Raw genomic sequence first — 15,582 nt, 5'->3', positions numbered from 1 at the left:
AACGGGGCGGCCGGGCCTCCGGCCGCCCCGCCGGTTTTTCCAAATGACCGTGGTTCTTTCGTGGTGAACGCGGGTCTTTCGTGGGACGTGGGGGCGGAATGGGCTTCTTGGACGGACTCTGGCGTGGCCGGGCGGCCGAGTTCGACTCGGGCAGCGCGTCGTCGAACTCGATCGAGCTGACGAAGCGGCACGACCGGGTTTCGCTCACCAAGCAGGGGGCGGCGACCGGTCATCTCCGGGTCAACCTGGCCTGGCGTATGCGGACGTCGGACATCGGGGGCTCGCAGCGGCAGAGCCTGTTGCGGCATCCGTTCAAGGCGCTCAAGCCGCCGGAGGTGCTGGGGCACAGCCAGAGCATGGTCAACGTCGACCTCGACCTCGGGTGCCTGTACGAGCTGGCCGACGGGACGAAGGGGGTCGTCCAGCCGCTGGGCGGGTTCCTCGGGGACGTCAACGCGCCGCCGTATGTGAAGCTCAGCGGGGACGACCGGTTCGGGTCGGCGTCCGGGGAGACGATGTACGTCAACCTCGATCATCGGGAGGACATCAAGCGGCTGCTGGTCTTTGTGTACATCTATGACCAGACGCCGGCGTTCGACCGAACGCACGCGATCGTCACGCTGTATCCGAGCAATGGACCGCGGATCGAGATCGGTCTCGATGAGCGGCATCCGCAGGCTCGGTCCTGTGCGGTGGTGATGATCGAGAACGTAAAGGGGGAGCTCTGGGTTCGGCGTGAGGTGAAGTTCGTGTATGGCTTCCAGGCCGAGCTGGATCGGTTGTTCGGGTGGGGGCTGCAGTGGGGGCGCGGGTACAAGACCAAGGCGGAACGCTGACGCCGGGTCTTGGCCGGTGCGCCTGAGAGCTCGGGGCCTTGGGTTTTGTGGCGCGTGCGGATTCGTCGTGGCTGGTCGCGCAGTTCCCCGCGCCCCTTACGGCGCTGCAGCTAACGCCCGATGAATTGTGGGCCCTGGGGAGGCAGGCGGAACTCCCCGGGCTGGGCCGGTGCCGTCACCGGAGGCGGGTAGCCGTAGCCCGACTGGGCCGTGGCCGGCTGGCTGGTGGGCTGGGGGTAGCCGTACGCCGGTTGGGTCGGCGGGGGCTGCTGGGGGTAGCCGTAGGACGGCTGGGGTGGGACCGCGGTCGTCGGCTGCTCCGGGGGCAGGGGCTGGGAGACCTCCGGCGTCGGCGCGGGCTCCGCCATCGCCTCCGACTCGTCCACCGAGATGCCGAAGTCCGTGGCCAGGCCCTTGAGGCCGTCCGAGTAGCCCTCGCCCAGGGCGCGGAACTTCCAGCCCTCGCCGCGGCGGTACAGCTCGCCGCAGATCAGGGCGGTCTCCGCGCCCGTCTCCGGCTTGACGTCGAAGTACGCCAGCGGATCGCCGTCGGCGGCTGCCGCGTCGTACAGCAGGATGCGCAGGTCCCGTACGCGGTCGAAGGTGACGCCGTCCGCCGAAGCGACCAGGAGAATCTGACCGACGCCGGCCTCGACACCAGCCAGATCTGTCTGGATCGTGTCGGTGAGGCCCTCGGCGACTCGCTTCTTGCCGAGCCGCCAGACCTGCCCGGAGGGGTGCCGGGGCTGGTTGTAGAAGACGAAGTCCTCGTCGGAGCGCACACGACCGTCGGGGCCGAGGAGGAGTGCCGAGGCGTCGACATCCGGGACCCCCTGCCCGGGCGTCCAGCGCAGCACGGCGCGTACCGTCGTGACTTCGAGCGGGACGTTCGACCCCTTCAACATCGCGTGCGTCATGCGGTCATCCTGCCCTCTCCGTCCTGGTCACGACAACGCGGGGGTACACAGGCCGTGTGCGCTCGTGTTTGTCCGCGTTACCAGAAATTCATGCCCTGCGGGAACCCCTGACATGGGTATCTACGTACTATTACCGGCCACCTGTGAACAGGTCACGGGGGCCATCGAGTCACCACGGGGGAGCTCTATGCGTCATTTCGGGCACATCGCCCCGGAGGTGCGGCAGCGCCTCTTCCACCAGGAGCCGTGCGAGTTCTCCGCGGACTCCTCGGCCCGGCTGCTCTCCGCGGCCCTGGGCGCCACGCTCTACAGCCCCGCCACGCGGCCGCGGCTCGCCGACGACATCGTCAAGCAGACCGGGCGCGGCGTGGTCTCGATGGTGCTGTGCCTGGAGGACTCGATCGGCGACGAGGACGTGGCAGAGGGCGAGGAGAACCTCGTCCGGCAGTTCACCGACCTCGCGCAGCGGCAGAGCGCGGCGGATCTGCCGTTGCTCTTCATCCGGGTCCGTACGCCCGAGCAGATCCCCGATCTCGTACGGCGGCTCGGTCCCGCCGTCCGGCTGCTGTCCGGATTCGTGCTGCCGAAGTTCACCGAAGAGCGCGGCATGCCCTTCCTGGAGGCCCTCGCGAGCGCCGAGGCCGAGAGCGGGCGGCGGCTGTTCGCCATGCCGGTGCTGGAGTCTCCCGAGCTGCTCTACCGGGAGTCCCGCGTGGAGACCCTGGAGGGCATCTCCCGCGCGGTCGACAAGTACCGGGAGCGGGTGCTGGCGCTGCGCCTCGGGGTCACCGACTTCTGCTCGTCGTACGGGCTGCGCCGGGCCCCGGACATGACCGCCTACGACGTCCAGATCGTCGCCTCCGTGATCGCCGACGTGGTGAACATGCTGGGCAGAGCCGACGGCACCGGGTTCACGGTGACCGGGCCGGTGTGGGAGTACTTCCGGGTGCAGGAACGTATGTTCAAGCCGCAGCTGCGCCGCAGCCCCTTCCTGGAGGGCCAGGCCGAGGAGCTGCGCGAGGCCCTCATCGAGCACGCCATGGACGGCCTGCTGCGCGAGATCACGCTCGACCACGCCAACGGCCTGCTCGGCAAGACCTGCATCCACCCCTCCCACGTGCTGCCCGTGCACGCCCTGTCCGTGGTCAGTCACGAGGAGTTCAGCGACGCCAAGGACATCCTGAAGCCCGAACGCTGCGGTGGGGGTGTACTCAGGTCGCAGTACACGAACAAGATGAATGAGGTGAAGCCGCATCGCGCCTGGGCCGAGCGGACCATGCTGCGGGCCGAGGTGTTCGGTGTGGCCAACGAGGACATCGGCTTCGTGGAGCTGCTCGCCGCCGGAATCCCGGCCTGAACCGGGCCGACGGCTTCCATCCACGGGCCGACGGCCTCCATCCACGGGCCGAACGGCTTCTATCCAAGGGACGCATGAACAAGGCAGTGAACAACGGGGTCTGGTCCGGGAGCTGGGTCGCCGAGCGGCTCGGAGTCCAGCTCGTGGGCGACGACGAGCTCACGCAGATGCTGGGGCTCGCCCTGCGCCGCAACCCCAAGCGGGCGCATCTGCTGGTCTCCAACGTGCTCGGCAAGCACGTCCCGCAGTCACCGTCCGTGGTGTACGGCGCCGGCTTCGCCCTCGGCCGCCGGGTGCGGGATCTCTTGGGCGACGACGAGGCCGCCCGCGCGGTCGTCCTCGGTTACGCGGAGACCGCGACCGGCCTCGGCCACTCCGTCGCCGACGGCATCGGCCTCGCCCCCTACCTGCACTCCACCCGCCGCCCGGTCGCCGGGGTCGCCCGCGCGGGCGGCTTCGAGGAGTCCCACTCCCACGCGACCTCCCATCTGCTGCTCCCGGAGGACCCGGCGCTGCTGGTCGGGGACGGGCCGCTGGTCCTGGTCGACGACGAGTTCTCCACGGGGAACACGGTGCTGAACACCGTGCGCGATCTTCATGAGCGGTATCCGCGGCGGCGGTACGTCGTGGTTGCGCTGGTCGACATGCGGTCGGCGGAGGATGCCGGGCGGCTGGAGGAGTTCGCGCGGGAGATCGGCGCGCGGGTGGATCTGGTGGCGGCGGCTTCGGGGACGGTGCGGCTGCCGGAGGGGGTGTTGGAGAAGGGCCAGGAGCTCGTGGCGCGGTACGAGGCGGAGAGTGCCGCGGAGGGTGGTTCGTCGTCTGCGGGTTCGTCGTGGCCGGTCGCGCAGTTCCCCGCGCCCCTTGAGGGCGATGCCGGTGCCCCCGGCCTTGGAGCCGACGGTCGGACCACCCCCTCAGGGGCGCGGGGAACTGCGCGACCAGCCCCCCACGACCCGCACTCGGACGACAACCGCACCCACCCCCACGTCACCCGCGTAGACCTGTGCTGGCCCCACAACCTCCCCGACGGCGGTCGCCACGGCTTCACGCCCGCGCACCGCACCCGCCTCGAAGGCGCCCTCCCCGCCATGGCCGCCCGCCTCGCAGAGGCACTCCCCGCCGACGCCCGGCGCGTACACGTACTCGGCTTCGAGGAGCTGATGTACGCGCCGCTGCGGCTCGCCCGTGAGCTGGAGCAGGTCGCCGAGGGCGTGGAGGTGCGGTACTCGACCACGACCCGGTCACCCGTCCTCGCCGTCGACGACCCCGGCTACGCGATACGCACCCGCCTCGTCTTCCCGGCCCACGACGACCCCGCCGACGGCCCCGGCGAGCGCTACGCCTACAACGTCGCGGGCGCCGGCTTCGACACCGTCATAGCCGTCGTCGACTCGGTCGCCGACACCCCCGAACTGCACGCGCCCGAGGGACTGTTGGCGCAGCTCGCCGCCCACACCCCGCACGTCCTGCTCGCGGTCGTGCCGTCGTACGTCCCCGTCCCCCTGGCCATTCCCGAAAGGCACCCGATGCTGCCCGAGCCCCTCCGCGGCCCCGCCTTCTCCTCGTACGCCCCCGAGGAGGTCGGCTGGCTGCTGCAGGACCTCTCGGACGTGACGCTGGAGGCGCCGACCGAGGAAAGGGAAGAGGCCATTCAGAGCGGGGGCGCGCACTACGCCGAGTCGCTGCCCGTGGAATACCAGCCCAGCGAGCAGTACCAGGCGCTGTTCCACGCGGCGCTGGAGGAGTCGGCGGCGCGGCTGGCACAGGCGGCCGGCGCGGTCACCGAGCTCGTGCTGGCGGAGCGTTCGCCGCGCCCGGTGCTCGTCTCCCTCGCCCGCGCGGGCACTCCCATCGGCGTGCTCATGCGCCGCTGGGCCCAGTTCCGGCACGGCCTCGAACTGCCGCACTACGCCGTCTCGATCGTGCGCGGCCGCGGCATCGACGCCAACGCGCTGCGCTGGCTGGCCGAGCACCACGACCCGCGTGACGTGGTCTTCGTCGACGGCTGGACCGGCAAGGGCGCCATCACCCGCGAACTCGCCGTGGCCCTGGCGGAGTTCGAGAAGTCCGACGGCATCGGCGGCTTCGACCCGGAGATCGCCGTACTGGCCGACCCGGGCTCGTGCGTGCGGACGTACGGCACCCGCGACGACTACCTCATCCCGTCCGCGTGCCTCAACTCCACCGTCTCCGGTCTGATTTCGCGCACCGTGCTGCGCGCCGACCTGGTCGGTCCGCACGACTACCACGGTGCGAAGTTCTACCGCGAACTCGCCGGCGCCGACGTCTCCGTGGCCTTCCTGGACGCCGTGTCCGCGCGCTTCCCGGAGGTCGTGGACGCGGTCGACGCGACGGCCAAGGAGCTGCTGTCCGGCGACCGCGCGCCGACCTGGGAGGGCTGGGCGGCCGTCGAGCGCATCAGTGAGGAGTACGGCATCCACGACGTGAACCTCGTCAAGCCGGGCGTCGGCGAGACCACGCGGGTGCTGCTGCGCCGGGTGCCGTGGAAGATCCTGGCGCGGGCCGGTGCCGGCGCCGACCTGGACCATGTACGCCTGCTCGCCGAGCAGAGAGGAGTACCGGTGGAAGAGGTGGCCGAACTGCCGTACACCTGCGTGGGGTTGATCCACCCCAAGTACACGCGGGGCGCGACGGGCGCCGACGGCAAGGCGGTGAACGTCTGATGCCGGTGCTGGTGGCCAGTGACCTCGACCGTACGCTCATCTACTCCGCGGCGGCCCTCGCGCTGACCATGCCGGACGCGCGGGCGCCGAGGCTGCTGTGCGTGGAGGTGCACGAGAGCAAGCCGCTGTCGTACATGACCGAGACGGCGGCCCACCTGCTGACCGACCTCGGCGACGCGGCGGTCTTCGTGCCGACGACGACCCGGACCCGCAAGCAGTACCAGCGCATCAACCTGCCGGGCCCGCCGCCGAAGTACGCGATCTGCGCCAACGGCGGGCACCTGCTGGTCGACGGCGTCTCCGACCCCGACTGGCACGCACAGGTCCAGGCCCGCCTGGCCGAACAGTGCGCGCCGCTCGCGGAGGTGCAGGACCACCTGATGGCGTCGGCGTCCCCGGCGTGGGTGCGCAAGCACCGGATCGCCGAGGACCTCTTCGCCTACCTGGTCGTCGAGCGCGAGCTGCTGCCCGAGGAGTGGGTGAAGGAGCTCGCGGTGTGGGCGGAGAACCGGGGCTGGACGGTCTCGCTCCAGGGCCGCAAGATCTACGCCGTCCCGAAGCCGCTGACCAAGAGCGCCGCCATGCACGAGGTCGCCCGCCGCGCCGGCGCGGAGCTGACGCTGGCGGCCGGTGACTCCCTGCTGGACGCCGACCTGCTGCTGGCCGCCGACAAGGGCTGGCGCCCGGGCCACGGCGAACTGGCCGACACCGACTTCACCGCCCCGGCGATCAGTGCGTTGCCGGAGCGGGGGGTGCTGGCGGGGGAGCGGATTCTGCGGGAGTTCTTGAAGGCAACGGGGCAATGACGCTGTGCCCCGGCTGTTGCGCCTGGGAGCTCGGGGCCTTGTGAGCGTGTGCGGCTGCGGGTTCGTTGTGGCTTGTCGCGCAGTTCCCCGCGCCCCTCAGGGCGTATCCCTGCCGTCCGTCAGCCGCAGCAGCCTCCGCCGCAGCAACCGCCCCCGCCGCTCGACTTGGGCGCGGCGGTCGGGGCGCTTGCGGTGCCGCCCACCGCGACCGTCGACAGCAGCTTCACCGTGTCGTCATGCCCCGCAGGGCACGCCGCCGGGTCGGACGACTCCGCCATCGGCCGGCTCAGTTCAAACGTGTCGCCGCAGCTGCGGCAGCGGTACTCATAGCGAGGCATGCACACAGGTTAGCCCGGTCAGTGACCGCCGCCGCGCTCCTCGCGGATCTGCGCGACCACCCGGGCCACCGCCTGCCGCACCGCCGCCGTCTCGGTCAGGAAGTGCCAGTAGTCCGGGTGACGCCCCTCCAGCGTGCCGATCGCCCGCTCCAGCCGGGCGACGGAGTCGTCCAGTGGGCGCGCGTGCCGCGGATCGGGCGTGTTGCGGCCCGTCATGGCCAGCCGCTGGGCGTCCCGGATCGCGAAGCGGGTCCGGTCGATCTCCTGCTGCGGGTCCTTCTGCACGGCGTTCAGCCGGCGCAGCCGGTCACCGGCGGCGGACACCGACTCGTCGGTGGAGTTCAACAGCGCCCGGACGGTCGACAGCAGCGCGGTGGCGTCCGGCCAGCGCTGGTCGTCGCGCGCGGCCTGCGCCTCCTTCAGCTTCAGCTCGGCCTGCCGTACGTTCTCCCCGGCCCGGTCCGGGACGCTCTGCAGGTCCTGCCAGCAGGCCGCCGTGAACCGCCGCCGCAACTCGCTCAGCACCGGATCGACCTGCCCGGCACGGGTGGTGAGCGCCTGCGCGCGCGTACGCAGCGACACGAGCCGGTGATCGATCTCGGCGGCCTTCTCCGGCAGCCGCTCGGCCTCCACCCGGACCGCTTCCGCCTCCCGCGCGACCCGCTCGGCACGCTCCAGCGTCTGCGGGACGCCATGCTGCCCGGCGCCCTGGTTCAGCTTGGTCAGCTCCGGGGCGAGGGCCGCGAGCCGGGCGGCGAGGTCGTCCGCCTTCAGCCCCGATCCCCGTACGGCATCCAGGGCGTTCGAGGCGGCGAGCAGGCCCTGCCGGGCGCGCTCGACGGCCGGGGCGAGCCGGGCCAGTTGGGTCTCGGCCTTGCCGAGCAGCGGCCCGAGCCCGTCCTCGAACCGGTCCAGTTCCTGCTTGACGCGCCCCAGCTCGTCCTTGGCCTGCGTCAGCTCCGTACGGGCGCGGGCGGCGACCGAGGCCTCCAGGTCGTCGCGGTCGAGGTCATGGGCGTCGACGGCCTGGATGTACTGGTGGCTGGCCTCGTCGATACGCCGCCCGAGCGCCTCGAAGTCGGTGATCGCCCGGCGGGCGGCCGGGGAGTCGTCGACGGCCGAGATCGTCTCGATCGAGATCCGCAGATCCCGCTGGGCGGTGTCCAGCTCGTAGAACGCGGCCGCCGCATCGTCCTTCGCGGCCTGCGCCTCGGCCCGCTGGCTCTCGGCCCGCCCACCGAACCAGCGCCGGGTGCCGCCCCCGGCGAAGGCGGCGGGCAGGGCGAGTACGGCGACGAGGGGGAGGGCGCAGACGAGGGTGAGGGTGTCGCGGAGGGCGTGACGCGAGCCGCACGGAACCCGACGTACGGGCTGCGAGTCGTCCCGAGCAGGATGTCCCTGCGCGCCCGGCACTGACGGCGAGTTCGGCTGCGGAGGTGTCGCCGTCACATCCCTCTCCCGTGCTGTCATTCACCCTGCCCGGTTCATTCTCCCACCGGTTTAGGACGAACACACGGGCCGGTTAGTTCGCGGTTCGCACCGTGACTTTTCCATCGCCGGAACGGGCGGAGACCACATGGGAGCTGGTCTCGTCCCGAGGCACGGACACATCCACCGAGCCGTCGCCGGTCTCCGTCGTCACGCGGTACGTGGCCCGCGGCAGCTCGATCGTCACCGAGCCGTCGCTGCTGCGGGTCTCCACCAGGTCCGGCACGGTGCCGAGTTCGAGCCGCACCGAGCCGTCACCGGTCTGCGCCTTCACCTGGCGCGAGGAGACATCGGAGACATGCATGGAGCCGTCGCCGGTCCTCAGGTCCAGTGGACCGCTGGAGTCGGTGACCCGCACGGACCCGTCCCCGGTACGGATGCTCAACGCATCCCGGAACCCGCTTGCCCGCACACTCCCGTCCCCGTCCTCGACCTTCACGGTGACCCCGCGCGGCACCTCGATCCGGTGCTTGGCCGAGCAGTTGGTGATCATGCCGGAGCACTTCTCCCGCAGCACCAGCCGGTCGTCCTTCATCGCCCAGGTCACCTTTGGATCCGAGCCGATCGCGACGGCCCCCTGGAACCACCGCGTGACCTCGACCGTGCCGGCCTTGTTCCCCTCTGCGGCGACGATCTCCAACGCCGAGTCGTCGGAGTCGACGGTCAGCGTCCTTCCCTCCAGCGCGAAGGACCGATGCTCGGGGTCCTTGTCATCCCCGGCGGAGGCCCCGCACGCGGTGACCCCGGCAAGGAGCACCGCAACGACCCCGGCGACGGCGGCGGCGCGGGCGGGCACGGTACGGGCCATGACGATCTCCCCCTGAGACTTCCCCGGACCGGCCTTCGCGGCCCGGGATTACGACGGTGCCTCGACCGTACCGAGCCCGGACCCGGCGCAGGATCCGGGCCGCTCCCGGATCCATGGTGGGGATAACCCCAGGTTGTGCCCGGACTTTCCCGGACAGTCCGGGATACGGGTTTGCGGGACATGGCCCCTGGCAAGGTAGGCTGTCGACTCGTTCTCGGGTGCGTAGCTCAGGGGTAGAGCGCCTGCCTTACAAGCAGGATGTCGGCGGTTCGAAACCGTCCGCGCCCACAGCAGCAGAGGGCCCCGCCGTTCGCGGTCGGGGCCCTCTGCGTTTCAGTTCACTTCCTCCGCCGGCGCCTCATGGGCGTGCTTCAGCTTTGTGCGGGCGTCGATCCGGTCCGGCCCGGCGAGGTCCGACCAGAAGCGGTGGCCGCTGACGAACACCGCGAGCTCGTGTTCGCGGTGCCGGAGCTTCTCCACCTCGGCCTGCTCGTCCTCCGTCCAGCCGGGGGAGGCGGGGCGCTCGACCTTGCGCCAGCCGTTGTCGTCGCTGAATCCGTCCAGGGGCACGACCGACCAGGGAAGTCGCTTCAGCAGGGCCGAAAGCTCGGCCCGGACCTGATGCAGCTCCTCCTGACCGGCGAGGAGGTCACTCGGAAAGTCATAGGGCGTAGCCACGGCGCAATGCTACGCCTGTTCGATTTTGGGGTGCGAGTTTCTTTGGGTGGTTCATGCGAACGGGTGCTGGATGTATCGAGGCCCTCGGTCGATGTGTCGGGAAAAGTTGACACGTCGGAGACTTCCGACGCATTCTGTGGGCATGCCACCAGTCGACGTGTACAGCGCACTGGCCAACCCGGTCCGGCGCAAACTGCTCGAAGGGCTGATGGGGGGAGCGCGTGCGGCCGGGGACCTGGCCGGGGAGTTCTCGCTCAGTCGTCCCGCCGTTTCCGAGCACCTCTCCGTACTGAAGAAGGCCGGACTGGTTCGTGAGGAGCCCCGCGGGCGCCATCGCTACTACCACCTGCAGCCCGAGCCGCTCGCCGAGGTCGGCGCATGGCTGCACCCCTTCGAGCACTACTGGCGCGCCCGTATGGGTGCCCTGAGTGACGTACTGGACGAGATCACCATCGGCGCCGGAACCGGCAGCAATACCAGTACTGGTGCCGGCGCAGGCAGCACCAGCACCAGCAAGGACGGCTCTCCATGACCGTGGAACCCCAGACCATCCACTGCGACCAGTTCGTCGCCCACCCTCCCCACGCCGTCTGGCGCGCGCTCACCGACCCGGAGTTGCACGCGCGTTGGTGGGCCGCGGGAGACGTACGCCCGGAAGTCGGGCACCGGTTCACCCTGGACATGGGGCCGTGGGGCCATCAGGAGTGCGAGGTGCTCGCGGTGGAGCCGGAGCGTCTGCTGCGCTACAGCTTCGCCCCGGGCACCCTGGACACCACCATCACCTGGCGCCTGGAACCCGAAGGAACCGGCACGCGGCTCTTCCTCGAGCACTCCGGCTTCGATCTCGACTCGCCGCTCGGCAAGACCGCGTATGACGGTATGGGTGGCGGCTGGCCGGGGGTGCTGGAGCGGATCGAGCCCGCGCTGGACACCGTGGCCGGCCAGTAGCCTGCGCGCTGAAGAGTGCCTCGGGAGTGCTTCGGCTAGTGGCCGGCGGCCTTCAACTCCCCTACCAGGCGGGCCGTTACCGGCGCGGGTACCCCGTGTCGTTCCGCCGCGCGCAGCAACGCTCCGCCGATGGCGTCCAGTTCGAGGGGGCGGCCCGCCTCGGCGTCCCGCTGCATCGACGACTTGGTGCCCGGCGGGAAGGCGTCGTAGCGGGCCAGGGCCTGGGCCGGGTCGGCGGGGCCGCCGCAGGCGCGGCTGACCGCTGCGGTTTCCTCGACGAGGGACGTCAACTCCTCGCGGTGGCGCGTGCGTACGTCACCGAGGGGGAGGGCGTGGTGGGTGGTCAGCAAGGCGAACGGCGCCAGGAAGGACATCTTCGCCCAGAGCGTCGCCGTCTCGTCCTCCAGGACGCGGGTGGTGGGGCCGGCCGCGCCTAGGGCCTGCGCGAGGGCGTCGAGGTGGCCGCGGGGGACCGGGTCGCCGGTGAGGTCGATCTCGGCGAAGGGGCTGGCGTGCTCGATCTGCCCCGGCGCGACGCGAGTCGACTCGGCGCGGATGACGGCCGGCGCGACGCGGTCGGGGCGGTAGCGGGTGCGCAGGGCCTCCGGGTGTTCCACGCCGTTCAGGAAGGGGACGACCAGCGCGTCGCCCAGCGCGGTGGGCGGGACCCGGGTCAGGGCCGCGTCGAGGGCGGTGGCCTTGACCGCGATCAGGCAGGCGTCGACGGGTTCCCGGAGCTCGGTGTCCGTCTCGACGTCGGCCGTGAAGTCCCCGAACAGACCGCTGCGGACGTGGATTCCGGTCGTACGCAGGGTCTTGGCCGTGTCGTCGCCGGCCAGGCAGATCACGCGGTGGCCGGCCCTGGACAGCAGCGCGGCGAGCAGGCCGCCTATGCCGCCCGGGCCCAGTACCGCCACGGTGAGTCGATCGTTCGCCGTCATGCGATTCCTCTCGTCGGTCGGCCCCGCTGTGGTGGCCGCCTCGACGTGATCATGGCAGACGAACCCCTCTCCGAGGGAGACTGTTGGACATGTGCCGCAGTATCAAGACGCTTCGTCCGCCCGCGTTGCCCGAAGAGGCGACGGAGGAGGAGATCCGGGCCGCCGCCCTGCAGTACGTGCGCAAGGTCTCCGGCTTCCGGGCCCCGGCCGCGCACAACCAGGAGGTCTTCGACCGTGCCGTCGATGTGATCGCGCAGGCCACGGCCGATCTGCTCGACGGGTTGGAGGTGCGGGGGGCCGCGACGGCGCGCAGGGCTGGTTGATGAGCCCAGTCAATGCGCCCGGTCAACGCGCCCAGTGAGTGGGCCCAGCCAATGGGCCCAGCCAATGGGCCCACTCGATGCGCCCAGGTGACGGCTACGCCGGCTTCCGGCGCATCACGTACGTCGCCGCTGCCCCGGCGCCGAACAGTGCCGCCACCGACACCGCCGTCGCCAGCCATGTCGCACCCAGCCACTGGGCGCCGAAGTAGCCGAGGGCCACGCTGTAGGTGGCCCAGGTGATGCCTGCCAGGGCCGACCAGGGGAGGAAGTCGCGGGCGCTGCGGTGTGTGGCGCCGGCGCCCAGCGAGACCACCGAGCGGCCGGCGGGGGCGAAGCGGGCCAGGACCACCAGGGCGCCGCCGCCCCGGGCGAGGGCCGCGCCGAGACGTTCCTGCGCCGATGTCAGGCGGCGGGAGCGGGCGATCGCGCGGTCCAGTCGGGCGCCGCCGCGCCAGGCGAGACGGTAGGCGACCAGGTCGCCCAGGACGGACGCCGTCGCGGCGCAGAGCGTCAGGGCCAGAATGTCCGGGACGTCGCCGGGGACCTGACCGGTCGCGGCGCCCGAGCCCGCGGCCGCCGCCGTCGCTGCCGTGATCACCAGGACCCCGCTGGGCAGGACCGGGACGAACACGTCCAACAGCACCGACAGTCCGACCACCACATAGATCCATGGGCCCGCTGTCAGCGAACCCACGTCTCCGAGACCCTCGAACACCGCAACTCCCCGTTGTCCCCCGTGGCCAGACCGTGCCGCGACGTCGTGGGGGTGCGGCAGGGGCGGCCTATGACAGCCATACAGCGTACGCCGGGGGTGTGACAGCGGATTCATCGGGGGCTCGTGTGTTCGGCACAGCATGTTCACCCCGAACGCGCAAAGCGAACGGCGCCCGCATCCGCGTGAGCCTCGCGGATACGGGCGCCGTCGTACGGGGCACGGGGCCTGAGCCGTCAGGCCGTCACCGGCGTCTGCTCCGCCGCCGTCCTGCTCTGCGCCCCGGAACGCTTGGCGAACAGCCGGTCCAGGCCGAACGCGCCGGAGCCCGTGAAGATCAGCAGGAACATGGACCAGCAGTACATGGCGGCACCTTCGCCGCTGTTCTCGATGGGCCACAGCGCCTGGGGCTGGTGGACCTTGAAGTACGCGTACGCCATGGCGCCGGAGGAGATGAACGCCGCGGCGCGGGTGCCGAGGCCGAGCAGGACCAGGCTGCCGCCGACGAGTTCGATCACGGCGGCGTACCAGGCGGGCCAGGTGCCGGCGTCCGGGGTCTGGCCCCCGAAGGTGCCGAAGAGCGAGTTGGCGCCGTGGCAGGCGAAGAGCAGGCCGATGACTATGCGGAACAGGCCGATGGCATAAGGCTGGGCGCTGTTAAGGCGTCCGGTCATGTGGGGGACTCCCTCGGTCTGATGTCTACCGTCCCTATGAGGAACGGTGTGGGGACGGATACTGATCGGTAGCCCCCACGGTAGGTAGCCCTAATCAATACTTGCAAGTTCAACATTCGGCCAAGACTTGGCCCCGGAATCCCCACCAGCCCCGGAAACAACCGCACGTAGCGCCGCCCTGGCCACCGCATCCGCGTCCGAAAGCGTGACCGAATCCACACCCGGCCGAGCCCCCGCCGCCGTCACCCAGTGCACACCCTCCGTGGGTACACCGAACGCGAACCGCCTCGGGTGCGCCTGACCCTGACGGTCGATCAGACGGTACGGCCGCTGTGTTACGTCCAGCCCTCCCGTTTCGTAACCGTCGACGGTGTGCGGTCGGCACTGCCCTGTCTTCAGCAGCCGGGCCAGCAGGTCGTCGGCGGTGCGGCGCAGATCGGGTTCGGGCAGACGGGCCTCGACGAGGGTCGTCGCCCGGACCGCCGAGCCCGGCACCTCGGGCGAGTGCGCCACCCAGGCCCCGTCCTCCTCCCGCACCTCGAGCCGGGGCCCGAGCACCTCCACCACGCCCGCCTCCACCAGGGCCATCAGCTCCTCCACGCGCCGCCGGGGCGGTCCGATGGACAGGAAGGCGTTGAGCGGGGTGTACCAGCGGTCCAGGTGGTCCCGGCGCGAGGTGCCGGTGAGGCCGCCGTGGTCGACGATCAGCCGCAGCTCGTTGCGCAGGTCGCGCAGCACGTCGAGGGCCGACTTCAGCGGGCCCCGCACATTGCCCCGGGCGGCCTGTGCGGCGTCCTCGCGCAGATACGCCAGCAGCCAGGCACGCCACCGGCCGGGATCCGCGACGTCGCACCCCGTGTACGGGCGGGAGACCCGGTCCCAGCTCCAGCGCTCGCACTCCGGAACGCCGAACTCGTCGAGCAGGCACGCCTCTTGGGGGTCGCGGTGCGGGACGGCGAGGAAGCGCTCGGCGAACTCCGGCCGCCGGGCCTGCGGTATCAGCGCCGTGTAGTACACCGTCTCGACCTCCTTCGCCACCAACGGCCATATCTCCGCGAGGAAGTCCGGCGCCTCGCCCGACTCCGCGCGCTTGCGGAAGCCGGCGATCACCTCGGGCGTCAGTACGAGCGGAAGATGGCGGCCGTACGGCCCCTTCGCGTTGTCGCCGCGCGCCTGGTACGGGATGCCGCGCCGCGAACCGGCGTACAGCCGCGGCTCGTTGCCGGACGGCAGATAGCGCAGCCCCTCACCATCGTGGACGAAGCGGCCGCCGCGCCCCGTCGTCAACAGGGCCATGTGGTCGAAGAAATTGAGCCCCAGGCCGCGCAGCAGCACCGGTTCGCCGGGGGATACGGGGGAGAGGTCGACGTCGGCGGGGTTCGCGGGCGGCACGTAGCGCAGGCCGTGGCGCTCGGCGTACGCGGCGAGGTGGCGCTGGGTCGCGTCGGCGGCCGTCGGTAGATGTCCCTGTGCCAGGACCACGGCGGACAGGCCGGGCAGGGTGCGGCCGTCGTCGAGGGTGAGGACCTGGCGGCCGTCGGGCGCGTCGTCGAGCCGTACCGCACGGGCCGCGCAGGTCTCGACGTGTATCGCCGGGGGCGCCTCGCGGACGACCTTCGCGAACACCCACTCCAGGTACCGGCCGTAGTGCGCACGGGTCGGGTACTCGTCCGGGCCCAGTGAGCCGGCCGCCCAGTCGTGGAGGCTGGGGCCGGGCCGGACCGGGCCCGAGCAGTCCACGCTGTCGTCGGTGAACAGCGTGACCTGCGAGGACACCGTGTTCATCAGCAGCTCGGGCGACTGCGCGGTCCGCCACACGCGCCCGGGGCCGGGCGGCGCCGCGTCGATCACATGGACCGTGAGACGCACCCCGGGCGGGAGGAGTTCGGGAGCCGAGGCGCAGAGGCGTTCCAGGGCGCTGGTGCCGCGGGGGCCGGCGCCGACCAGGGCGACGGAGACCGTGGGGGAGTCCGGGGTCGGTGCGGAGGGCGGTGCAGACAAAAGGGTGACTCCCGGGCGTGTGGGGCGCATTGGAGCGATCCGCGGGGATGGAAGCGGACGGTCCGGCT

The 15,582-nt window shown here is 71.3% G+C and carries 16 protein-coding genes and 1 tRNA gene; 8 read left to right on the top strand and 9 right to left on the bottom strand.

Annotated features, from left to right (window positions below):
- Window positions 1-98 precede the first annotated feature (98 nt).
- On the top strand, window positions 99-836 hold the full coding sequence (locus EHO50_RS02625; RefSeq protein WP_128428148.1) for a TerD family protein: 738 nt from the start codon (window positions 99-101) through the stop codon (window positions 834-836).
- A 110-nt stretch (window positions 837-946) separates the two neighbouring features.
- Here the strand turns inward: EHO50_RS02625 and EHO50_RS02620 are convergent, their stop codons facing one another.
- Window positions 947-1,753 carry a TerD family protein gene (locus EHO50_RS02620; protein ID WP_128428147.1) on the bottom strand — a complete coding sequence of 269 codons (807 nt, stop codon included), beginning with the start codon at window positions 1,751-1,753 and terminating at the stop codon, window positions 947-949.
- Between the two features lie 187 nt (window positions 1,754-1,940).
- Here EHO50_RS02620 and EHO50_RS02615 point away from each other — a divergent pair, with 187 nt between their 5' ends.
- The 3 genes from EHO50_RS02615 to EHO50_RS02605 all read left to right on the top strand — a co-directional run bounded on the left by EHO50_RS02615 (window position 1,941) and on the right by EHO50_RS02605 (window position 6,603).
- Window positions 1,941-3,110, top strand: a complete 1,170-nt coding sequence (locus EHO50_RS02615; RefSeq protein WP_128428146.1) for an HpcH/HpaI aldolase/citrate lyase family protein — start codon at window positions 1,941-1,943, stop codon at window positions 3,108-3,110.
- A 74-nt stretch (window positions 3,111-3,184) separates the two neighbouring features.
- A complete protein-coding gene (locus tag EHO50_RS02610; RefSeq protein WP_128428145.1) occupies window positions 3,185-5,797 on the top strand; it encodes a phosphoribosyltransferase in 2,613 nt (870 codons plus the stop codon).
- On the top strand, window positions 5,797-6,603 hold the full coding sequence (locus tag EHO50_RS02605) for an HAD family hydrolase (protein ID WP_128428144.1): 807 nt from the start codon (window positions 5,797-5,799) through the stop codon (window positions 6,601-6,603). Before EHO50_RS02610 ends, EHO50_RS02605 begins: the two co-directional genes overlap by 1 nt.
- 119 nt (window positions 6,604-6,722) lie before the next feature.
- Here the strand turns inward: EHO50_RS02605 and EHO50_RS02600 are convergent, their stop codons facing one another.
- From EHO50_RS02600 to EHO50_RS02590, 3 genes are all read right to left on the bottom strand, one after another.
- Window positions 6,723-6,941 (bottom strand): FmdB family zinc ribbon protein, encoded by a 219-nt coding sequence (locus EHO50_RS02600; RefSeq protein ID WP_128428143.1) that lies wholly within the window; start codon window positions 6,939-6,941, stop codon window positions 6,723-6,725.
- Between the two features lie 18 nt (window positions 6,942-6,959).
- Window positions 6,960-8,390 (bottom strand): hypothetical protein, encoded by a 1,431-nt coding sequence (locus EHO50_RS02595; RefSeq protein WP_128428142.1) that lies wholly within the window; start codon window positions 8,388-8,390, stop codon window positions 6,960-6,962.
- Window positions 8,391-8,463: 73 nt separating this feature from the next.
- The gene (locus EHO50_RS02590; protein ID WP_128428141.1) at window positions 8,464-9,237 is read right to left on the bottom strand and encodes a DUF4097 family beta strand repeat-containing protein; all 774 of its coding nucleotides are present in this window, start codon (window positions 9,235-9,237) and stop codon (window positions 8,464-8,466) included.
- Between the two features lie 216 nt (window positions 9,238-9,453).
- On the opposite strand from EHO50_RS02590, the gene EHO50_RS02585 reads away from it, so the two are divergent.
- Window positions 9,454-9,525: transfer RNA gene (locus EHO50_RS02585), tRNA-Val, on the top strand.
- Window positions 9,526-9,570: 45 nt separating this feature from the next.
- Here the strand turns inward: EHO50_RS02585 and EHO50_RS02580 are convergent.
- Window positions 9,571-9,915: a hypothetical protein gene (locus EHO50_RS02580; protein WP_128428140.1), complete on the bottom strand. Its 345-nt coding sequence runs from the start codon at window positions 9,913-9,915 to the stop codon at window positions 9,571-9,573.
- 142 nt (window positions 9,916-10,057) lie between these two features.
- Between EHO50_RS02580 and EHO50_RS02575 the strand changes: the two genes are divergently transcribed.
- Together EHO50_RS02575 and EHO50_RS02570 are read left to right on the top strand one after the other, a co-directional pair.
- Entirely contained in the window at window positions 10,058-10,447 is a 390-nt protein-coding gene (locus EHO50_RS02575; RefSeq protein WP_128428139.1) for an ArsR/SmtB family transcription factor, read from the top strand.
- Window positions 10,444-10,863 (top strand): SRPBCC family protein, encoded by a 420-nt coding sequence (locus EHO50_RS02570; protein WP_128428138.1) that lies wholly within the window; start codon window positions 10,444-10,446, stop codon window positions 10,861-10,863. The genes EHO50_RS02575 and EHO50_RS02570 overlap by 4 nt, the downstream gene beginning before the upstream one ends.
- A 35-nt stretch (window positions 10,864-10,898) precedes the next feature.
- Here the strand turns inward: EHO50_RS02570 and EHO50_RS02565 are convergent, their stop codons facing one another.
- Window positions 10,899-11,804 carry a ketopantoate reductase family protein gene (locus EHO50_RS02565; protein ID WP_128428137.1) on the bottom strand — a complete coding sequence of 302 codons (906 nt, stop codon included), beginning with the start codon at window positions 11,802-11,804 and terminating at the stop codon, window positions 10,899-10,901.
- Window positions 11,805-11,893: 89 nt separating this feature from the next.
- Here EHO50_RS02565 and EHO50_RS02560 point away from each other — a divergent pair, with 89 nt between their 5' ends.
- On the top strand, window positions 11,894-12,127 hold the full coding sequence (locus EHO50_RS02560; protein WP_128428136.1) for a DUF2277 domain-containing protein: 234 nt from the start codon (window positions 11,894-11,896) through the stop codon (window positions 12,125-12,127).
- A 94-nt stretch (window positions 12,128-12,221) separates the two neighbouring features.
- On the opposite strand, the gene EHO50_RS02555 is transcribed toward EHO50_RS02560, so the two are convergent.
- The 3 genes from EHO50_RS02555 to EHO50_RS02545 form a co-directional block, all read right to left on the bottom strand.
- Window positions 12,222-12,842, bottom strand: a complete 621-nt coding sequence (locus tag EHO50_RS02555) for a DedA family protein (RefSeq protein WP_128428135.1) — start codon at window positions 12,840-12,842, stop codon at window positions 12,222-12,224.
- A 233-nt stretch (window positions 12,843-13,075) separates the two neighbouring features.
- A complete protein-coding gene (locus tag EHO50_RS02550) occupies window positions 13,076-13,513 on the bottom strand; it encodes a DoxX family protein (RefSeq protein ID WP_128428134.1) in 438 nt (145 codons plus the stop codon).
- Between the two features lie 90 nt (window positions 13,514-13,603).
- Window positions 13,604-15,544 carry an FAD/NAD(P)-binding protein gene (locus EHO50_RS02545; protein WP_246100994.1) on the bottom strand — a complete coding sequence of 647 codons (1,941 nt, stop codon included), beginning with the start codon at window positions 15,542-15,544 and terminating at the stop codon, window positions 13,604-13,606.
- Window positions 15,545-15,582 lie beyond the last annotated feature (38 nt).

The sequence above is a fragment of the Streptomyces cyaneus genome, from assembly GCF_004028635.1.
GTDB classification, from domain to species: domain Bacteria; phylum Actinomycetota; class Actinomycetes; order Streptomycetales; family Streptomycetaceae; genus Streptomyces; species Streptomyces cyaneus.
This window is presented reverse-complemented; position numbering and strand designations above follow the sequence as displayed.

Excerpts from the sequence above, each read along its gene's own strand:
- EHO50_RS02610 (WP_128428145.1), top strand. The coding sequence starts at position 3,185 with ATGAACAAGGCAGTGAACAACGGGGTCTGGTCCGGGAGCTGGGTCGCC.
- EHO50_RS02620 (WP_128428147.1), bottom strand. The coding sequence starts at position 1,753 with ATGACGCACGCGATGTTGAAGGGGTCGAACGTCCCGCTCGAAGTCACG.
- EHO50_RS02600 (WP_128428143.1), bottom strand. The coding sequence starts at position 6,941 with ATGCCTCGCTATGAGTACCGCTGCCGCAGCTGCGGCGACACGTTTGAA.
- EHO50_RS02570 (WP_128428138.1), top strand. The coding sequence starts at position 10,444 with ATGACCGTGGAACCCCAGACCATCCACTGCGACCAGTTCGTCGCCCAC.
- EHO50_RS02625 (WP_128428148.1), top strand. The coding sequence starts at position 99 with ATGGGCTTCTTGGACGGACTCTGGCGTGGCCGGGCGGCCGAGTTCGAC.
- EHO50_RS02605 (WP_128428144.1), top strand. The coding sequence starts at position 5,797 with ATGCCGGTGCTGGTGGCCAGTGACCTCGACCGTACGCTCATCTACTCC.
- EHO50_RS02565 (WP_128428137.1), bottom strand. The coding sequence starts at position 11,804 with ATGACGGCGAACGATCGACTCACCGTGGCGGTACTGGGCCCGGGCGGC.
- EHO50_RS02550 (WP_128428134.1), bottom strand. The coding sequence starts at position 13,513 with ATGACCGGACGCCTTAACAGCGCCCAGCCTTATGCCATCGGCCTGTTC.
- EHO50_RS02590 (WP_128428141.1), bottom strand. The coding sequence starts at position 9,237 with ATGGCCCGTACCGTGCCCGCCCGCGCCGCCGCCGTCGCCGGGGTCGTT.
- EHO50_RS02575 (WP_128428139.1), top strand. The coding sequence starts at position 10,058 with ATGCCACCAGTCGACGTGTACAGCGCACTGGCCAACCCGGTCCGGCGC.
- EHO50_RS02615 (WP_128428146.1), top strand. The coding sequence starts at position 1,941 with ATGCGTCATTTCGGGCACATCGCCCCGGAGGTGCGGCAGCGCCTCTTC.
- EHO50_RS02545 (WP_246100994.1), bottom strand. The coding sequence starts at position 15,544 with ATGCGCCCCACACGCCCGGGAGTCACCCTTTTGTCTGCACCGCCCTCC.
- EHO50_RS02560 (WP_128428136.1), top strand. The coding sequence starts at position 11,894 with ATGTGCCGCAGTATCAAGACGCTTCGTCCGCCCGCGTTGCCCGAAGAG.